The 18355-nt window shown below is 68.3% G+C and carries 16 protein-coding genes; 15 read left to right on the top strand and 1 reads right to left on the bottom strand.

Annotated elements, in window-relative coordinates; all coding sequences use genetic code 11:
• Positions 1-67 precede the first annotated feature (67 nt).
• From hrcA to tgt, 4 genes are read left to right on the top strand one after another with little or no spacing between them, the layout of a single operon-like run.
• Positions 68-1072, top strand: coding sequence for a heat-inducible transcriptional repressor HrcA (gene hrcA / locus ACX1D0_RS05915; RefSeq protein ID WP_459019951.1), 1005 nt, complete (start codon positions 68-70; stop codon positions 1070-1072).
• A gap of 33 nt (positions 1073-1105) precedes the next feature.
• A complete protein-coding gene (gene dnaJ, locus ACX1D0_RS05910) occupies positions 1106-2266 on the top strand; it encodes a molecular chaperone DnaJ (protein ID WP_459019950.1) in 1161 nt (386 codons plus the stop codon).
• Entirely contained in the window at positions 2263-2997 is a 735-nt protein-coding gene (locus tag ACX1D0_RS05905; protein ID WP_459019949.1) for a 16S rRNA (uracil(1498)-N(3))-methyltransferase, read from the top strand. The genes dnaJ and ACX1D0_RS05905 overlap by 4 nt, the downstream gene beginning before the upstream one ends.
• Positions 2994-4235: a tRNA guanosine(34) transglycosylase Tgt gene (gene tgt / locus ACX1D0_RS05900; protein ID WP_459019948.1), complete on the top strand. Its 1242-nt coding sequence runs from the start codon at positions 2994-2996 to the stop codon at positions 4233-4235. The genes ACX1D0_RS05905 and tgt overlap by 4 nt, the downstream gene beginning before the upstream one ends.
• On the opposite strand, the gene ACX1D0_RS05895 is transcribed toward tgt, so the two are convergent.
• Positions 4202-4939 (bottom strand): queuosine precursor transporter, encoded by a 738-nt coding sequence (locus ACX1D0_RS05895; RefSeq protein ID WP_459019947.1) that lies wholly within the window; start codon positions 4937-4939, stop codon positions 4202-4204. The two genes, tgt and ACX1D0_RS05895, sit on opposite strands and share 34 nt — an antisense overlap.
• Before the next feature lie 128 nt (positions 4940-5067).
• On the opposite strand from ACX1D0_RS05895, the gene ACX1D0_RS05890 reads away from it, so the two are divergent.
• The 11 genes from ACX1D0_RS05890 (at position 5068) to ACX1D0_RS05840 (ending at position 18318) form a co-directional block, all read left to right on the top strand.
• Positions 5068-5502 (top strand): DUF5709 domain-containing protein, encoded by a 435-nt coding sequence (locus ACX1D0_RS05890; RefSeq protein WP_459019946.1) that lies wholly within the window; start codon positions 5068-5070, stop codon positions 5500-5502.
• Positions 5503-5576: 74 nt separating this feature from the next.
• Positions 5577-6575: a PhoH family protein gene (locus tag ACX1D0_RS05885; protein WP_459020399.1), complete on the top strand. Its 999-nt coding sequence runs from the start codon at positions 5577-5579 to the stop codon at positions 6573-6575.
• Positions 6572-7030: an rRNA maturation RNase YbeY gene (ybeY, locus tag ACX1D0_RS05880; protein WP_459019945.1), complete on the top strand. Its 459-nt coding sequence runs from the start codon at positions 6572-6574 to the stop codon at positions 7028-7030. Before ACX1D0_RS05885 ends, ybeY begins: the two co-directional genes overlap by 4 nt.
• Entirely contained in the window at positions 7003-8256 is a 1254-nt protein-coding gene (locus ACX1D0_RS05875; RefSeq protein WP_459019944.1) for an APC family permease, read from the top strand. Before ybeY ends, ACX1D0_RS05875 begins: the two co-directional genes overlap by 28 nt.
• 48 nt (positions 8257-8304) lie before the next feature.
• Positions 8305-9618, top strand: a complete 1314-nt coding sequence (locus ACX1D0_RS05870; protein WP_459019943.1) for a hemolysin family protein — start codon at positions 8305-8307, stop codon at positions 9616-9618.
• Complete coding sequence (gene era, locus ACX1D0_RS05865) at positions 9611-10537, top strand: GTPase Era (RefSeq protein ID WP_459019942.1); 927 nt, start codon at positions 9611-9613, stop codon at positions 10535-10537. The genes ACX1D0_RS05870 and era overlap by 8 nt, the downstream gene beginning before the upstream one ends.
• A 152-nt stretch (positions 10538-10689) precedes the next feature.
• Complete coding sequence (locus ACX1D0_RS05860; protein ID WP_459019941.1) at positions 10690-11955, top strand: extracellular solute-binding protein; 1266 nt, start codon at positions 10690-10692, stop codon at positions 11953-11955.
• A gap of 70 nt (positions 11956-12025) precedes the next feature.
• Positions 12026-12979 (top strand): carbohydrate ABC transporter permease, encoded by a 954-nt coding sequence (locus ACX1D0_RS05855; protein ID WP_459019940.1) that lies wholly within the window; start codon positions 12026-12028, stop codon positions 12977-12979.
• A 3-nt stretch (positions 12980-12982) separates the two neighbouring features.
• Entirely contained in the window at positions 12983-13846 is an 864-nt protein-coding gene (locus tag ACX1D0_RS05850; RefSeq protein WP_459019939.1) for a carbohydrate ABC transporter permease, read from the top strand.
• A 155-nt stretch (positions 13847-14001) separates the two neighbouring features.
• A complete protein-coding gene (leuA, locus tag ACX1D0_RS05845; protein WP_459019938.1) occupies positions 14002-15759 on the top strand; it encodes a 2-isopropylmalate synthase in 1758 nt (585 codons plus the stop codon).
• A gap of 9 nt (positions 15760-15768) precedes the next feature.
• Positions 15769-18318 carry a DEAD/DEAH box helicase gene (locus tag ACX1D0_RS05840; RefSeq protein WP_459019937.1) on the top strand — a complete coding sequence of 850 codons (2550 nt, stop codon included), beginning with the start codon at positions 15769-15771 and terminating at the stop codon, positions 18316-18318.
• Positions 18319-18355 lie beyond the last annotated feature (37 nt).

Raw genomic sequence — 18355 nt, 5'->3', positions numbered from 1 at the left:
GGCAGCCAGCATAGATGGCGGTTACACTGGCACTCGCCGTCTGTGAGTGCTAGCTGGGGAGGTGACCATGCTCGACGACCGCAAGCTCGATGTGTTGAGGGCGATCGTGACCGACTACGTCTCCAGCCGTGAGCCCGTGGGCTCGAAGGCTCTCGTCGAGCGCCACAGGCTGGACGTGTCCGCCGCCACGGTGCGCAACGACATGGCTGTGCTGGAGGAGGAGGGCTACATCATGCAGCCCCACACCAGCGCCGGCCGGATCCCCACGGACAAGGGGTACCGCCTCTTCGTGGACAGGCTGGCCCACATCAAGCCGCTGTCGCCGGCGGAGCGCAGCGCCATCACCACCTATCTCAGCGGCACCGCCGACGTCGACGATCTCGTCATGCGCACCGTGCGGCTCCTGGCCCAGCTCACGCGCCAGGTGGCGATCGTCCAGTACCCCGTGGCGCAGCGCACCCAGGTCCGCCACGTGGACCTCCTGCTGCTCACCCCGGAGCGCATGCTGGTCATCGTCGTGCAATCCTCTGGCCGGGTGGACCAGACCATGCTGGACACGCCCATCATGGACGAGTCCCGGCTGCAGGCGCTGCGCAACCGGATCGCCGAGGCCATCGTCGGCCGCTCACCCGCGGACGCAGCCGGGGCGCTGGCGTCCATGCTCGACGTGGTGTCCCCGGATGACCGGCCGCTGGCGGCCCCCGTCGTCGCCGCCGTGCTCGAGGCCATCGCCGCCGAGCCGGCCGCGCACGTGGTCGTCGCTGGACTGCCCAACCTCGCGTCCAGCCGGACGTTCGAATCGGACCTGCGCCCCCTGCTGGAGGCCCTCGAGGAGCAGGTGGTCCTGATGCGCCTGCTCGGCGAGGCCGCCGGCGACGACGTGACCGTCCGGATCGGCGAGGAGAACACCGCGGCGGGTTTTCGCACGACCAGCCTGATCGCGTCCGGCTACGGGGCGGACCGCTCCGCGAGCCTGGGCGTCGTCGGCCCCACCCGCATGGACTACCCGTCCCACATCGCCGCGGTCCGAGCCGTGGCGCGCTACGTGAGCCGATTCCTCACCGAAGGCTAGACCCCCCATCCGAAGGCTGACCCAAGAGAAGATATGAGCAAGGACTACTACGACATTCTCGGCGTGGAACGCGACGCGAGCCCAGAGGCCATCAAGAAGGCCTACCGCCGCCGAGCCATGAAGGTGCACCCGGACGTCGCCCAGGAAGAGGGCGCCGCGGAGAAATTCAAGGAACTCAACGAGGCCTACGAGGTGCTCAGCGACCCCAACAAGCGGGCCGTGTTCGACCGTGGCGGAGACCCGATGAGCCAGGGTGCCGGGTTCTCCGGCTTCGGCGGCGGGTTCGCGGGCGGATTCGACTTCTCCAACCTGGTCGACGCCATGTTCGGGGCCGCCGGCGGACGCGGACCGCGTTCCCGGGTCCGGCAGGGCCAGGACGCGCTGGTGCGCGTCTCGCTCCAGCTGCACGAGGCGGTGTTCGGGGTCACCAAGCCGGTGAGGGTGGACACCGCCGTGGTGTGCCCGAAGTGCGCCGGCAAGGGTGGTGAGCCCGGCTCCGAGCCGGTGTCCTGCAGCACCTGCGACGGGGCCGGCGAGGTCACCCAGATCCAGCGCAGCTTCCTCGGCGACATCCGCACCTCGCAGGCGTGCCCCACGTGCCGGGGCTACGGCACCGTCATCCCGCGGCCGTGCGGCGAATGCTCCGGCGAGGGCCGGGTGCGCACCGCGCGGACGCTGCAGGTCCGCATCCCCGCCGGCGTGTCCACCGGGATCCGGATCCATCTGGAGAGCCAGGGCGAGGTCGGCCCCGGCGGAGGACCGGCAGGGGACCTGTACGTTGAGCTCACCGTGCAGCCGCACGAGACGTTCCGCCGTGAGGGCGACAACCTCGAGATGGTGGTGAAGCTGCCCATGACGGCCGCTGCGCTGGGCACCACCGTGGACGTCGGCACCCTGGAGGCGGAGTGGGAGTCCTCGGACCTGGAGGACCGCACCGTCGAGGTCGAGGTCCCGGCGGGCACGCAGTCCGGCACCCGGATCGCGCTCAAGGGGCGTGGCGTGCCGCGGTTGCGCGGTGGGGGCCGCGGTGACCTCGGCGTGACGCTGCTCGTGCAGACGCCCACGAAGCTCGACGACCGGCAGCGCGAACTGCTGCGGGAGCTGGCGGAGGAGCGCGGCGAGTCCATCCCGGAGGCCATCGCAGCCAAGGGCCATAAGGGCGTGTTCAACAAGCTCTCCGAGTGGTTCTCGTGACCGACCCCCTCTTCATCGCCGACCTTCCCGGGGACCTGGCCCCCGGTGGGCGGGTGGTGGTGACGGGCGATGAGGCGCACCACGCCGTCTCGGTCAAGCGTGTCGCCGTGGGAGAGAACGTGCTGCTGTCCAATGGCAGCGGCCTCGCGGTGCGGGCCGAGGTCATCGAGGTGGGCCGCCGCGAGATGGTCACCGAGATCCTGGAGGTCATCGCCGTGCCCTCGCCCGCCCTCGTGTGGGGGGTGGTGCAGGCGCTGGCCAAGGGCGACCGCAGCGACCTCGCGGTCCAGATGGCCACCGAACTCGGCGCGCGCGAGATCCTGGCCTGGCAGGCCACCCGGTCCGTCGTACGTTGGCAGGGTGAACGGGGGGAGAAGGCGCTGGAGAAGTGGCGCGCCATCGCCCGTGAGGCCGCCAAGCAGTCGCGGCGCTTCTACGTGCCGGAGGTCCTGGCGGTGTCGACCACCGACGTCGTGACCGCCATCTCCGGCGTCGATGTTGCCCTCGTGCTGCACGAGGACGCCGCGCAGCACATCGCGGACGTCGAACTTCCCGAGGAGGGCACCGGCGTGGTCATCGTGGGACCGGAGGGCGGAATCTCGCCGGAGGAACTGGACCGGTTCGTCGAGGCGGGCGCCCAGCCGGTCAGCATCAGCGACGGTGTCCTCCGCACCTCGACAGCGGCCGCGGTGGCGCTCGGGCAGCTCGACGTCCTGGCTCGCCGCCCGTGACAGGCTTCTCGTTCGAGGTCACGCGCAGGCTCGAGGACGGACGAGGCCGCGCCGGCGTCATCCACACCCCGCACGGTGACGTCCAGACCCCGGCCTTCATCGTCGTGGGGACCAAGGCCACGGTGAAATCCGTGCTACCTGAGGCCGTCGCGGACCTGGGCGCGCAGGCGGTGCTCGCCAACGCGTACCACCTGTACCTGCAGCCAGGCTCGGACCTCATCGACGAGGCGGGCGGGCTCGGCCGCTTCATGAACTGGCCCGGCCCCACCTTCACGGACTCAGGCGGGTTCCAGGTGATGAGCCTCGGCGCCGGGTTCAAGAAGGTGTTGGCCATGGACACCTCCGGCCTGGCAGATGACGACGTCATCGCTGAGGGCAAGACGCGCATGGCGCACGTCGACGAGGAGGGCGTGACGTTCACGTCCCACCTCGACGGAGACCGGCACCGGTTCACGCCCGAGATCTCCATGCGTATCCAGCACGAACTGGGGGCGGACGTCATGTTCGCCTTCGACGAGCTGACCACGCTGATGAACACCCGCAGCTACCAGGAAGACTCGGTGCGCAGGACGCATCGCTGGGCGGAGCGATGCCTGGCGGAGCACCGACGGCTCACCGATGAGCGCTCGGGCAGGCCGTACCAGGCCCTGTTCGGCGTCATCCAGGGCGCGCAGTACGAGGACCTGCGTCGCCAGGCGGCGCGCGGTCTGGCAGAGGCGGAGGTCGACGGTCAGAGGTTCGACGGTTTCGGTTTGGGGGGCGCACTCGAGAAGGAACGCCTCGGATCCATCGTCGGCTGGATGGTCGATGAACTGCCGGAGGGCAAACCACGCCACCTTCTCGGCATCTCGGAGCCCGACGACCTGTTCGCTGCCGTCGAACAGGGTGCAGACACGTTCGACTGCGTCAATCCGTCACGTGTGGCACGCAACGCCGCCATCTACACTGCCGACGGCCGTTTCAACGTGAACACGGCCAGGCATCGCCGGTCCTTCGAGCCGCTGGAGGAGGGGTGCGACTGCTACACCTGCACCCACTACACGCGCGCCTACCTCCACCACCTGTTCAAGGGCAGGGAGATGCTGTCGGCGACCCTGGCCACGATCCACAACGAGCGGTTCACCGTCCGCCTCGTGGACCGTATGCGGGCGGCACTCGGGACGGGTGACTTCCACGCCTTCCGCGATGAATTCCTCGGCCGCTTCTACGCGTCGCGGCGGCCCGTCGCTTCGGCATAGCTCGGCTCGCGCCGCTTGACGGCGCTGATCACCTGGTAGGTGACCGGGAGGAACAGCGCCTCGATGATCACCTTGTACAGGTACCCCACGACGATGTAGTTGAGCAGCGTGCCGCCGGTGATGATCCCGGCGAAGGCCACGACGCAGAAGATCGTGGTGTCGGCGGCCTCGCCCACCACGGTGGAGCCCAGCAGGCGCGCCCAGAGGGACCCTTCGCTGGAGCGCTGCTTGAGCCTCACCAGCACCCATGCGTTGAGGAACTGCCCGGCGAGATACCCCAGCAGGCTCGCCAACACGATGCGGGGCACGAACCCGAGGATGGCGCCGTACGCGTCCTGGTTGGGCCAGTCCGCCGCGGCCGGTGCGGCGCCGACCGTGAGGAAGGTCGCGGAGGCCAGGATCGATGTGCCGAACCCGAGCAGGATGGCGCGCCGGGCGCCCTTCATGCCGTACACCTCGGCCAGGACGTCGCCCAGGATGTAGGTGAGGGGGAAGAGGAAGGCGCCGCCGTCGGTGATGATGGGCAGGACGGGAATCCCGAAGGGCGTCCACTCCGGGCCGAACTGGATGAGCTTGACCGCCGAGATGTTGCTGATCAGCAGGAGCGCCACGAAGAGCGCCACCACCACGTCGAACACCCCCCGCGGGCGCTCGGCGTACGGGATGGTCGGGGTGGATTTCAGTCCGGTCTCTGTGGGCTGCACCGCCGCATTATACGCCGACATCCAACTGCCAGATGGCCCCACGCGGGCGCGCCACAAGCCCGGGACCAGTTCGTCGGCACCCTGCGCGTAACCCCGCGCAGTGCCCCGGACGGTGGCAAACTTCATTCATGGACGACAATGCAATGGAGTACGTGCCCGACGAATCGGAGCAGCTCGACCAGTTGCAGCCTGCGGATTCGCTGATCGATCGCGGTGTCGAGGACGTCCTGGACGAAGGCTACGTGACGCCCGAACGATGGTCGCCGGCCCAGGGGTTCGGCAACACGCCCGAAGAGATGCGCCGTGGTGAGACGCTCGAGATGCGCCTGAAGCAGGAGGACCCCGAGCCGGTCACCGCAGACGAGGACTGGAACCCCACCCATGAGCCGCGCGAGGTGGGAGCCGTGCGGGCCGGACGCCTGATGGCCGTGCACGGCGGCGGAGGCGCTGAGCACACGCTGGGCGTGGACGTCGGATACGGCGGGGGCGCGGCCAGCGCCGAGGAGGCGGCCATGCACGTCATCTCGGACGACGAGGACGACCTGTCGCTGCTGGAGGGCTGAGTGCCCGCCGGGCACGCCTAGACTGGGTGCTCGTCGGCGGGACGCGCCGATCCAGTCAGACAAGGACACCCGCCCTGAACATGCACTCCTTGGATCAACAGCACGCCACGCGCACCGTCACGGTGCCCGCGTCGATCGACATGGTCAACCTGCTGGGGCCCAGAGACGACTTCCTCCGCATCCTCGAGGACCAGCTCGACGCGGACCTCCACGTCCGTGGCGGGCAGATCACCGTCTCCGGTCCGTCGAACGAGGTGGCCAAGGCCACCGAGGTGATCACCGAACTCGTCACCATCCTCCGCACCGGTCAGGGCCTGACAGGCGAGACGGTGGAGCGGGTGGTCCAGATGGCCGACGATCCCCATGCCGCGGCCGCGGAGATCCTCACGCAGAACATCGTCTCCTCGCGTGGAAAGACCGTCCGCCCCAAGACGCTCAATCAGAAGCGCTACGTGGATGCCATCGACCGCCACACCGTGGTGTTCGGCATCGGTCCGGCGGGCACGGGCAAGACCTACCTCGCGATGGCGAAGGCGGTCCAGGCGTTGCAGGCCAAGGAGGTGAGCCGGATCATTCTCACCCGACCCGCCATCGAGGCAGGCGAGCGTCTCGGGTTCCTGCCGGGCACCCTCAACGACAAGATCGACCCGTACCTCAGGCCGCTGTACGACGCGCTCCACGACATGGTGGACGCGGACTCGGTGCCGAAGCTGCTGACGTCCGGCACCGTCGAGGTGGCGCCCCTGGCCTATATGCGTGGCCGAACGCTCAACGACGCCTTCATCATCCTGGACGAGGCCCAGAACACGTCCATGGAACAGATGAAGATGTTCCTGACCCGGCTCGGCTTCGGCTCCAAGGTGGTGGTCACCGGTGACATCACCCAGGTGGACCTGCCCGGTGGGGTGAAGAGCGGGTTGCGCGGGGTGATGAGCATCCTCGACGGCGTCGAGGACATCGAGTTCTGCACTCTGACCAGCCGGGACGTGGTGCGGCACCGCCTGGTCGGCAGGATCGTGGCCGCCTACGATCAGTACGAGAGCCTGTCCACCGAACGCCGGGGAGCGAAGTGATCGACCTCAACAACGAGTCCGGTGTCGAGGCCGACGAGATCGGTCTCATCGAGCTGGCCCGATTCGCGCTGGACAAGTTGCGCATCCATCCTCAGGCCGAGCTGTCGCTGCTCCTTGTCGACGAGGCCACCATGGCGGACTACCACGAGCGGTTCATGGACCTGCCGGGCCCTACGGACGTGATGAGTTTCCCCATGGACGAACTCCGTGCTCCGGAGGACGACGAGGAGCCCCCGATGGGCCTGCTGGGCGACATCGTGCTCTGCCCCCAGGTGACCGCGCGCCAGGCCGCGGACAACGGCCGCAGCGTCGACGGGGAGGCGGAGTATCTGCTCATCCACGGTCTGCTGCACCTCCTCGGCCACGACCACGCCGAGCCGGATGAGAAGGCCGTCATGTTCGGCCTGAACGACAAGATCATCGCGGCGTGGGATCAGGCGCGCGGTCGCAGCTGAGCCGTAGCCTCGGGCTCGGCGACGCCGTCGCCATCGGGGTGGCGTCCATGGTCGGGGCGGGCGTCTTCGTGGTCTGGGCCCCCGCGGCCGCGGCGGCGGGCGATGCGCTGCTCATCGGCCTGGTCGTGGCGGCCGTCGTGGCGTGGTGCAACGCCAGCTCCTCGGCGCAGCTGGCGGCACAGTACCCGGCCGCCGGGGGTACCTATGTCTACGGGCGCGAGCGATTGGGTGAGTGGGCCGGCTTCCTGGCCGGGTGGAGCTTCGTCATCGGCAAGACCGCCTCGGTCGCGGCGATGGCCATGACTCTGGCCGCCTATCTTGCACCTGTGCCCTGGCGGGTGCCGGTGGCGATCGCGGCCGTGTGGCTGATGGTCGGCGTCAACCTGCTCGGCGTCACCCGGACCGCGAAGGCGGCGATGATGCTGGCGGGTCTCGCCCTGCTTTCCCTGATCTTGGTCCTCTCGTTCGGGTGGAGCGCCGCGACGGGTCGGGTGGAAGACCTGGTGGCCGCGCCGGTCGGGACAGCGGGCTGGTACGGCGTCCTGCAGTCGGCCGGGCTGCTCTTCTTCGCGTTCGCCGGGTACGCACGCGTGGCGACGATGGGTGAGGAGGTCCGCGATCCCCGCCGCACCATCGGAGCGGCCATCATCACGGCGCTCGTGATCGTGCTGGTGGTGTACGCCGTCGTTGGGGTGAGCCTGCTGGCGCTGGTCGGCGCCGACGCCCTGGCGGGCTCCGTCGCCCCTCTGGCGCTGTTGGCCGGCGGCCACCCTGTGGCGGGAGCCGTGCTGACCATCGGGGCGCTCGCGGCGGTGGGCGGCGCCCTGCTGGGACTCCTGTCGGGGATCGGACGGACGTGGCTGGCGATGTCGCGCGTGGGGGATCTCCCACGGTTCTTCGACCTCACGCACCGGCGCACCCAGGTGCCGCACCGGATCGAACTGACGCTGGGCGCGGTGCTCACGCTCGTGCTCCTGGTCACGGATCTGCGCGCCGCGATCGGGTTCTCGTCCTTCAGTGTCCTGCTGTACTACTTCGTCGCCAACGTCGCGGCCTTCACCCAGGGGCCCGCAGAGCGGCGCTACGCCCGGGCGTGGCAGGTTCTGGGCGCGGGGCTGTGCCTGATCCTGGTGGTGACGTTGCCGTGGCAGTCGATCCTCGGGGGGTTGGTGGTGCTGATCGTCGGCATCGCCTGGCGCCGGATCACCTCACGGTCGCTGCGATAGACTCAGGCGGCACACGTGTCCCCGAACCGAGCGAGTTGATCAGCCCCCGTGACCCAGTCCGAATGGATTGAGCTTGGCATCGCCCTGGCCTGTGCGGTCGCGGCCTCCATCCTCGCCGCAGTCGAGACGTCCGTGAGCGTCACCACCAGGGCGCGGGCCGAGCGGATGGCAGAACTCGGCGAACGCGGGGCCGAGCGAATCCGGCTGATCGCCGAGGACCCCGCCCCGTCGATCAATGCGGTGATGTTCACCCGCATGACGCTGGAGATCGCCTCCATCGTGTCGGCCGGGCTGGTGGTGTTCACCCAGTTCGATCTGGACTGGCAGCGTTCGTTGGTGACCATCGGCATCATGCTGGCCGTGTCGTTCATCCTCTGGGGGGTGGCGCCCCGCACGCTGGGTCGGCAGCACCCGGAGCGCACGCTCCGCCTGTTCGGCCCCCTGATCTCCGGCCTCACGACGATCTTCGGCCCGGTCGCCCAGCTGATGATCCTGCTGGGCAACGCGCTGACCCCTGGGCGCGGCTACGCGGACGGCCCGTTCGCCACCGAGGCGGAGTTGCGCGACCTGGTGGACATGGCCGAGAAGCAGGAGCTCATCGAAGCCGGCGAGTCCAAGATGATCCACTCGGTCTTCGAGCTGGGCGACACGCTGGTCAAGGAGGTCATGGTCCCGCGCACGGACGTGGTCTACGTCACCCAGGACAAGACGCTGCGCCAGCTCCTCTCGCTGGCGCTGCGCTCCGGCTTCTCCCGGATTCCCGTGGTGGGCAACGATCTCGACGACATCCTCGGCATCATCTACCTCAAGGACGTCTCCAAGCGCGTCTACGACTTCCCGGACGCCGAGCGTCACGAGACGGTGGGCGAGCTCATGCGGCCCGCTGCCTTCTGCCCGGACTCCAAGCCGGTCAGCGACCTACTCCGTGAGATGCAGCTCAGCCACTCCCACCTCGTGGTGGTCGTCGACGAGTTCGGCGGCACCGCGGGCCTGGCCACCATCGAGGACATCCTCGAGGAGATCGTCGGTGAAATCGTCGACGAGTACGACCAGGACGCTCCCACCGTCGCGGATCTGGGGGAGGGTCGCTACCGGATTTCCTCGCGGCTCCCCGTCGACGAGCTCGGCGCGCTGTTCGGCGTGGACCTCGACGACGACGACGTCGAGACCGTCGGCGGCCTCATGGCCAAACAGCTCAACGTGGTGCCCATCCCGGGTGCACGCACCGTCGTCGGTGACATCGAACTGATCGCTGACCGGGCGGTGGGTCGCCGTCATCAGATCGGCACCGTCCTCGCCCGCCGCCTCACCGAGGCGGACCTCACCACCGAAGAGTCCCCGGAAGGCGACGATGATGACTGACCCTGTGTACCGATCCGGATTCGCCTGCTTCGTGGGTCGCCCCAACGCAGGGAAGTCGACGCTGACCAATGCGCTGGTGGGACAGAAGATCGCCATCGCCTCCAGCAAGCCGCAGACCACCAGACACGCCGTGCGCGGCATCGTGACCCGGGACGACGCGCAGCTGATCCTCATCGACACCCCCGGTCTGCACCGGCCCCGGACGCTGCTCGGCCAGCGCCTCAACGACCTGGTGTTCGCCACCTGGTCCGAAGTGGACGTCGTGGGCGTGTGCCTGCCGTGCGACCAGCGCATCGGTCCGGGCGACAAGTTCATCATCGGCGAGATCGCCAAGCTGCCCCGGCGCCCCAAGCTGGTGGCGCTGGCCACGAAGACGGACCTGGTGAGCAGGGAGCGGCAGCTCTCGCACCTCGTGGACATCTCGGAGGTTGCCACCGAGCTCGGCGTCGAGTGGGCCGAGGTCATCCCGTGCTCCGCCGTGGCGGACGACCAGGTGGACACGGTGCGCGACTCGCTCGTGGGCCTGTTGCCCGAGGGTCCGATGTACTACCCGGACGGCGAGATCACCGACGAGCCCGAGGAGACTCTCATCGCCGAACTGATCCGCGAGGCGGCGCTCGAGGGCGTGCGTGACGAGCTGCCGCACTCGATCGCGGTGGAGATCGACGAGATCATCCCGCGGGCGGATCGGCCCGAGGACAAGCCGCTTACCGACATCTTCGCGTCCATCGTGGTGGAGCGTGATTCGCAGAAGGGCATCATCATCGGGCACCAGGGGGAGCGGCTGCGTGACATCGGCACCCGCGCCCGCGAACAGATCAACCGCCTGCTCGGGACGCGGGTCCACCTGAAGCTCCACGTCAAGGTGCTGAAGGAATGGCAGCGCGACGCGAAGTTCCTCAACCGTCTCGGCTTCTGACCCCTTCTGCTCACCCGGTCTGCGCACTTAGGCTGTTAACGGTAACTATTTGGTCACGGCCCGGGCGATTCCCGCGCGACGCGGCGCGGCCCTCCTAGGATCGCGGCAACAGCCAGTCCTGGTTGACGAACGAAGTCAGAAAGGAACCGCACGTGAAAAAGCGCGTCCTGAAGTTCAGCGCGGTGGCCGCCGTCGGCGCCCTCGCCCTCACCGCCTGTGGCGGGAGCACACCGTCAGCGACCAGCACCTCCTCGGAGGCCGCCGGATCGCTGGAGACCACCATCAAGATCCTCGCCCCCTCCTACTCCGACACCTCGAAGTCGGACTGGGAGACGATCATCTCCGCCTTCAACGAGACCTATCCCGACGTCGAGGTGGAACTGCAGATCGAGGGATGGGAGGGCTTCACCGACAAGGTGTCTGCGCGGATCCAGGCGTCCGATTACCCCGACATCCTCAATGACAACGCGTTCGCCGCGTCGGCAGAGGCCGGCATCCTCTACCCCGTCGACGAGGTCATGTCGGCAGAAACGCTGGCCGCGATCGAGCCGTCACTGCTCGCCAACGGCATGGGTACCGACGGCACCCAGTGGGCAGCGCCTGACATCGCGACGGCCCGCATGATGGCGTACAACATGGACCTGTTCGAGGCCGCCGGCATCGCCGAGCCGCCCAAGACGTGGGCGGAGCTGGAAGAGGCGTCGGCGAAGCTGGTGGCGCTCGGCGACGACGTCCGCGGCTACGGCATGCCCCTGGGCCGGGAAGAAGCCCAGGTGGAGTCCTCGCTCTGGCTCTGGGGCGCCGGTGGTGACTGGGCAGAGGGTGACGTGCTGACGGCGGACACGCCCGAGGCCACCGAGGCCTTCGCCCAGATGAAGAAGATGTTCGAGGCCGGCCACACTCAGGCCAACCTCGAGGACAACCGCGTGGACGTCGCGGACCTGTTCCAGGCCGGCAAGCTCGGCATGATGATGGCGCACTCGGCCATCGTCGCCGACGCGCAGGCCAAGGGCATCAACGTGGCGCTCGCGCCCATCCCGTCGAAGGACGGAGGCGACGGCGTGGCGCTGGGCGTCACCGACTTCATCGTGGCCTTCGACAACGGCGACGAGGACCGCAAGGCCGCCACCGCGGCGTTCCTGGACCTGCTCTACTCGGACGAGTTCTACGAGGGCTGGTACAAGGGCACCGGGCTTCTCCCGGTGACCACGTCCATGATCGAGAAGGGCCAGGCCGAATCGGACGAGATCGGCTCGGCGTTCCTCGAGGCCCTGTCCATCGTCAAGTTCCTGCCGGTGGGCAACCCCTCGTGGGACGCTCTTCAGACCGCGCTCCAGGGCTCGGCGTACAAGGTCGGGGCGGGAGATCCCGCCGAGGTCCTCGCCGAGATTCAGGCGCAGGTCGACGCTCAGGCCTGATCGACGTGCGGGGTGGTGCCGTTCTGCGGTGCCACCCCGCTCCCGTGGGCAAGGACAGGAGAGGGACGACGTGACACTGACCGCCACACCGACGATGGTGCAGGAGGGGAAGAGGCTGAGGAAGCGGTCGGGGTCCACCGCGGCTCTCACCGCGCTGCCGTGGGTACTGCCGACGCTGATCCTCATCCTTGGCGTGGTGCTGTACCCCGCCGGGCTGATGATCTACACCTCCTTCTTCAAGTACAACAACCGCGGCATCCTGCGCGACGAGGCCCCCGTCGGGCTGGACAACTACATCGGTCAGGCGGGGGCATTGACCTTTCCCGGCGTGCCCGTCGGCAGGATCCTGCTCAACACGGTGACGTGGGTGCTGGTCGTGGTGGCGGTCACGGTGGTGCTGTCCCTGCTGCTCGCGCAGTTCCTCAACCTCGAGTTCCGGGGCCGCAAGGCGCTGCGCCTGTTCGTCATCCTCCCGTGGGCCTGCTCGGTGGTCATGACGGCCACCGTGTTCCGCTACGGGCTGCAGGAGAACGTGGGCCTGTTCAACCGCCTTCTCGTTGACACGGGGATCCTGGAACGGGCTCAGGCCTGGACCAAGGACCCCACGAGCGCATTCTGGGTCGCGGTGTTCGTGGCCATCTACGTCTCCCTCCCCTTCACCACCTACACCATCCTGGCGGGTCTTCAGGCGGTGCCCGGTGACGTCCTCGAGGCGGCGCACATGGACGGCGCCAACACGCCCCAGCGCTACTGGCACATCGTGTTACCCCTCCTGCGCCCCGCCATCGCCGTGGCGGCCCTCATCAACATCATCAACGTGTTCAACTCGCTGCCCATTCTCCGGCTGCTGCAGGAGACCCCCGGCTACCACACCGGCCACATCACCACGACGCTGATGTTCGAGTACCAGAGAGCGCTCGGTCCCGGCGTGTCGTCCGCCCTGTCGGTGCTGAACTTCGTGTTCTGTCTGGTCATCATCGCGATCTACCTGATGGTCGTCCAGCCGACGAAGGAGGTGGTCTGAGCCATGGCACAGGCGAAGCCGAGCGCCCTCCGCGGTGGGATCAACCGCCCCCCGAGCCCCTGGACCATAGCCCTGGGATCGATCGCGATCGTGGTCTTCTTCGGGTTCCCGTATGCGCTGATGTTCATCAGCTCGCTGAAGACCCGCCTCGAGATCACCAACATTCCACCGGACTACTTCCCGGCAGAGCCCCGCTTCGACAACTACCTGTCGGTGTGGGCCTCGGAGGTGGATCCGGCGTCGTCCCTCCTGGCCACCGCCGTGATCGCGATGGGTGCCACTCTGCTGGTCCTCCTCATCGCCACCCCCGCCGCCTACTACGTGGCACGGTTCCGGTTCCCGGGCCGGATGCCGTTCCTGCTCCTGGTGCTCTGCACCCAGATGCTCCAGCCCACCGTGCTGGCCGTGGGCCTGTTCCAGGAGTTCAAGGGATGGCAGGGATATGCGGTGTGGGCGGCGCTCATCCTCATCAACGCCGCGTTCAACCTGTCCTTCGCGATCTGGATCATGCAGGCCTTCTTCGCCTCGGTGCCGAAGGAGATCGACGAGGCCGCGCTCATCGACGGACTCGGCCGGTTGCAGACCATGTTCCGGATCTCCCTGCCGCTCGTCTGGCCGGGGATCGTGACCGCCATCGTGTTCGTGTTCGTCAACACGTGGAACGAGTTCTCCGCCGCGTTCATCCTCGTGCAGCAGACCAACCTGCAGCCGCTGACGGTATCAATGCCGCGCTTCCTGGGCCTCTACATCAAGGACTGGCAGTACCTGTTCACCGTCGCGATGGTGGCCATCGTTCCGGTGGTCATCCTGTTCAGCTTCATCGAGAAGCGGCTGATCGGAGGTCTCACCGCAGGTTCGGTCAAGTAGCCGAAACAGCCACGGCCGGTGCTACAGTGGCCAGCGTGGCACGGCATTTCCTGCTCCTTGGTTGCCGCAGCGAGGCCCAGAATCACTGAGCCAGATGTCCTCGCTGCGGTGTCTCGACGCGTCTGGCGCCTGACCCCAGCCCAGGAGTACCTCTGATGTCCCAGTTCACCACCCGCCCGCAGCCCATTCCCGTACAGCAGCCCACCCCCATGCCGGTGCACCGCTACACCCCTTTCATCCCCGTCGATGTGCCGGATCGTACCTGGCCCACGAAGCGCATCGAGAAGGCGCCCCGCTGGTTGTCCACCGATCTGCGTGACGGCAACCAGGCCCTGATCGATCCCATGACGCCCTCGCGCAAGATGCGCATGTTCGAACTCCTGGTGGAGATCGGGTACAAGGAGATCGAGGTGGGCTTTCCCTCCGCCTCGCAGACGGACTTCGACTTCGTCCGTCAGCTGATCGAGGGGAACAGGATCCCTGACGATGTGACCATCTCGGTGCTGACGCAGGCCCGCGAGGACCTGATCAGCCGGACGGCCGAGTCGCTGATCGGCGCGCACCGCGCAACCATCCACATGTACAACGCCACCGCCGAACTGTTCCGCAAGGTGGTGTTCCGCATCTCGGAGGCCGAGTGCGTGCAGCTGGCCACCCGCGGCACCGAGCTGGTGATGAAGTACGCGGACCAGCACCTGCGAGACGTGGAGTTCGGCTACCAGTACTCGCCGGAGATCTTCACGCAGACGCCCACGGACTTCGCCGTCGAGGTGTGCAACGCGGTGGCGGATGTGTGGCAGCCCGGCGAGGGCCGCGAGATCATCTTCAACCTGCCCGCCACCGTCGAGCGCTCGACGCCCAACACCTACGCGGACCAGATCGAATACTTCATCCGCAACGTCCGCAACCGCGAGCACGTCGCGGTGTCGCTGCATCCCCACAACGACCGCGGCACGGCCGTCGCGGCCTCGGAGCTCGGCCAGATGGCCGGCGCGGACCGCGTCGAGGGCTGCCTGTTCGGCCACGGTGAGCGCACCGGCAACGTGGACCTGGTGACGCTGGCCCTCAACCTGTACACGCAGGGCGTGGACCCGCAGGTGGACCTCTCCGACATCGACCACGTTCGCCGCACCGTCGAATACTGCACCGGCCTGCCTGTGCACCCCCGCCACCCCTACGCAGGCGATCTGGTGTACACGGCCTTCTCGGGCTCGCACCAGGACGCGATCAAGAAGGGCCTGGAGTATCTGGAGCACCAGGCGGAGGCGCAGGGCAAGCTGGTCGACGAGATCGACTGGGAGGCCCCGTACCTGCCCATCGACCCCCACGACGTGGGCCGCACCTACGAGGCCGTCATCCGGGTCAATTCGCAGTCCGGCAAGGGTGGCATGGCCTACCTCATGAAGAACGAGTACAAGATGGACCTGCCGCGCCGGCTGCAGATCGAGTTCTCGCGCGTCGTCCAGGCGCACACCGAATCGACCGGCGGCGAAGTCACGCCGACCGAGATGTTCTCCATCTTCGAGCGCGAATATCTGGGGGAGGGGCCCTGGCGGCTGACCTCGGCCGGGTCCACCTCGAGCAACGGGCAGTTCCACGTCGCCGCGGTCGTCGACGGTCCCACCCGCACTGGCGTCGAGGTCGAGGGCGAAGGCAACGGCCCGGTGTCGGCGTTCGTCGACGCGCTCGTGCAGGCCGGTGCGCACGTGCGGGTGCTGGACTACGCCGAGCACGCCCTGGACTCGGGCGGCGACGCCAAGGCTGCCGCCTACGTCGAGTGCGAGGTGGGTGAGGGCGACGATGCCGCAGTCCTCTGGGGCGTGGGCGTGGACCCGAGCATCACCAGTGCGTCGATGAAGGCCATCCTCAGTGCGCTCAACCGCGCTGTGGCATGGACCCTCGCCCCGGCCTGATCGGCGGGAATGCCGAAGCTCACCGATCCGGTCGCCACAGACCCCGACTCCCTCTATACGCGGTTCACGTCCTGGGCGGAGGGGCAGGGCATCGAGCTCTACCCCCACCAGGACGAGTCCGCCATCGAGCTGTTCACCGGTAACAACCTCATCCTGTCCACGCCGACGGGGTCGGGGAAGTCGCTGGTGGCGCTGGCCGGCCACTTCGCGGCGCTGGCGACGGATCGGGTGAGCTTCTACACCGCGCCCATCAAGGCGCTGGTCAGCGAGAAGTTCTTCGCGCTGTGCCAGGTCTTCGGTGCGGAGAACGTCGGCATGGTGACCGGCGACGCCTCGGTCAACTCGGACGCGCCCATCATCTGCTGCACCGCCGAGGTGCTGGCCAACATCGCGCTCCGCGAGGGTGGCTCCGCCGACGTCGGGCTGGTGATCGCCGACGAATTCCACTTCTACTCCGAGCCGGACCGCGGCTGGGCGTGGCAGGTGCCGCTGCTGGAGTTACCCCAGGCGCAGTTCCTCCTCATGAGCGCCACCCTGGGAGACGTCTCGGCGCTGGCCGAGAACCTCAGCCGTCGCACGGGCAGGCCCACCAGCCTGATCAGCGACGCTGAACGGCCGGTCCCGCTGCTGTTCGAATGGTCGAGGACCCCGCTGCAGGAGCGGTTGGTGGACCTCATCCAGGAGCAGAAGGCGCCGGTCTACATCGTCCACTTCACGCAGGCCGAGGCCCTGGAACGCGCTCAGGCGCTGTTGTCGCTCAACCTCATCACCAAGCACGACAGCGCGCGGATCGCCGAGGAGATCGGCGCGTTCCGCTTCGGGCTGGGGTTCGGCAAGATCCTTTCGGGGCTGGTGCGCCGCGGCATCGGGGTGCACCACGCGGGGATGTTGCCCAAGTATCGCCGCCTCGTCGAGCAGTTGGCGCAGACGGGCCTGCTCAAGGTGATCTGCGGCACCGACACCCTGGGGGTGGGGATCAACGTGCCCATCCGGACGGTGCTGTTCACCGGGCTGGCGAAGTACGACGGCACGCGGGTTCGGCGGCTACGTTCGCGCGAATTCCACCAGATCGCGGGCCGCGCCGGTCGGGCAGGCTTCGACACCGTCGGCTTCGTCGTCGTCCAGGCACCTGAGCACGTCATCGAGAACGAGCGGGCCCTGGCCAAGGCCGGGGACGATCCGAAGGCCCGCCGCAAGGTGGTGCGCCGCAAGCCCCCGGAGGGCTTCATCGGCTGGACCGAGGAGACATTCGACCGGATCGTCGTGGCGCAGCCCGAGCAGCTGGTGTCGCGGATGCAGGTCACCCACGCCACCGTGCTCAACATCGCGCAGCGCCCGGGCAACGGCGCGGAGTCGATGCGGGCGCTCCTCGGCTCGTCGCACGAAACGGCTGACCGCAAGCGGGTCCTGACCCGGCACGCCCTGGCGCTGACCCGAGCCCTGCTGCGGTCGGGAGTTCTGGTCAAGCTCGCCGCGCCGGATCTCGAAGGACGCTGGTGCGCCATGGCCGAGGGAGTCCGCGACGACTTCGCCCTCAACCAGCCGCTCGCCCCCTTCGCCGTCGCATCCCTGGCGCTGCTCGATCCGGATTCACCCACTCACCACCTGGACGTGGTCTCGATCATCGAGGCGGTGCTTGAGGACCCGTTCCAGGTGGTGCTGGCGCAGCAGTTCGTGGCCCGGGGCGAGGCCGTGGCGCAGATGAAGGCGGACGGCGTCGAATACGACGAGCGGATGGAGCGACTCGAGGAGATCACCTGGCCCAAGCCGCTCGACGAGCTGCTCCAGCACGCCATGGGCATCTACGCGCAGTCGCATCCCTGGGTGGACGCGTCGGCACTGTCGCCCAAGGCGGTGGTGCGAGACATGTGGGAGCGTGCCATGAACTTCAACCAGTTCATCTCCTTCTACAAGCTCCAACGCACCGAGGGCGGGCTGCTGCGGTACCTCTCCGACGCCTACCGGGCGCTGCGCCACACCGTGCCCGACGAGCATCGCAGCGAGCAGTTCGAGGACCTCGTGGAGTGGCTGGGGGAGACCGTGCGCCAGACGGACTCCTCGCTGCTCGACGAGTGGGAGGCGCTGACGGATCCGGACAAGGTCGCGCTGGCTGCCGAGGCGGCCGCACACGGTGCCCCTCCGCCGCCACCGAGGCCGGTGACGGGCAACGAGCGTGCCTTCACCGCCATGATCCGCACCGCGATGTTCCGGCGGGTGGAGCTGGCCGCCCGCGACGACGTCGACGCCCTGGCCGCCCTGGAGACGGCCTCGGCCGCGCTGGCGGACCCCCCGCTGACCGTACTCATGGACGCCGACGCCTGGGACTCCGCGCTGGCCGGGTACTGGGACGAGCACGACGACATCCTGACCGACGGCGACGCCCGCGGCCCGGGTCTCTTCCGCATCGAGAAGGGCCGGGAACGCTGGACGGTGCTCCAGGTCATCCACGACCCGGCCGGTAACCATGACTGGATGATCCGGGCCGACGCGGACCTGGCCGCCAGCGACGCGGCGGGGGCCGCCGTCGTCCGGGCCGCCTCGTTCTCGCGCCTGGACTGAGCCGAGAAATCTGGACCGAGCAGAGAAGGAGCCACAG

This window comes from Tessaracoccus pujii (genome assembly GCF_054483895.1).
The sequence above is the reverse complement of the archived record's forward strand: the minus strand, read 5'-3'. Positions and strand labels throughout refer to the sequence as shown.

Bases quoted from the DNA above. Each gene is read 5' to 3' on its own strand.
- hrcA (WP_459019951.1), top strand. From the start codon at position 68: ATGCTCGACGACCGCAAGCTCGATGTGTTGAGGGCGATCGTGACCGAC.
- dnaJ (WP_459019950.1), top strand. From the start codon at position 1,106: ATGAGCAAGGACTACTACGACATTCTCGGCGTGGAACGCGACGCGAGC.
- ACX1D0_RS05890 (WP_459019946.1), top strand. From the start codon at position 5,068: ATGGACGACAATGCAATGGAGTACGTGCCCGACGAATCGGAGCAGCTC.
- era (WP_459019942.1), top strand. From the start codon at position 9,611: ATGACTGACCCTGTGTACCGATCCGGATTCGCCTGCTTCGTGGGTCGC.
- ACX1D0_RS05850 (WP_459019939.1), top strand. From the start codon at position 12,983: ATGGCACAGGCGAAGCCGAGCGCCCTCCGCGGTGGGATCAACCGCCCC.
- leuA (WP_459019938.1), top strand. From the start codon at position 14,002: ATGTCCCAGTTCACCACCCGCCCGCAGCCCATTCCCGTACAGCAGCCC.
- ACX1D0_RS05840 (WP_459019937.1), top strand. From the start codon at position 15,769: ATGCCGAAGCTCACCGATCCGGTCGCCACAGACCCCGACTCCCTCTAT.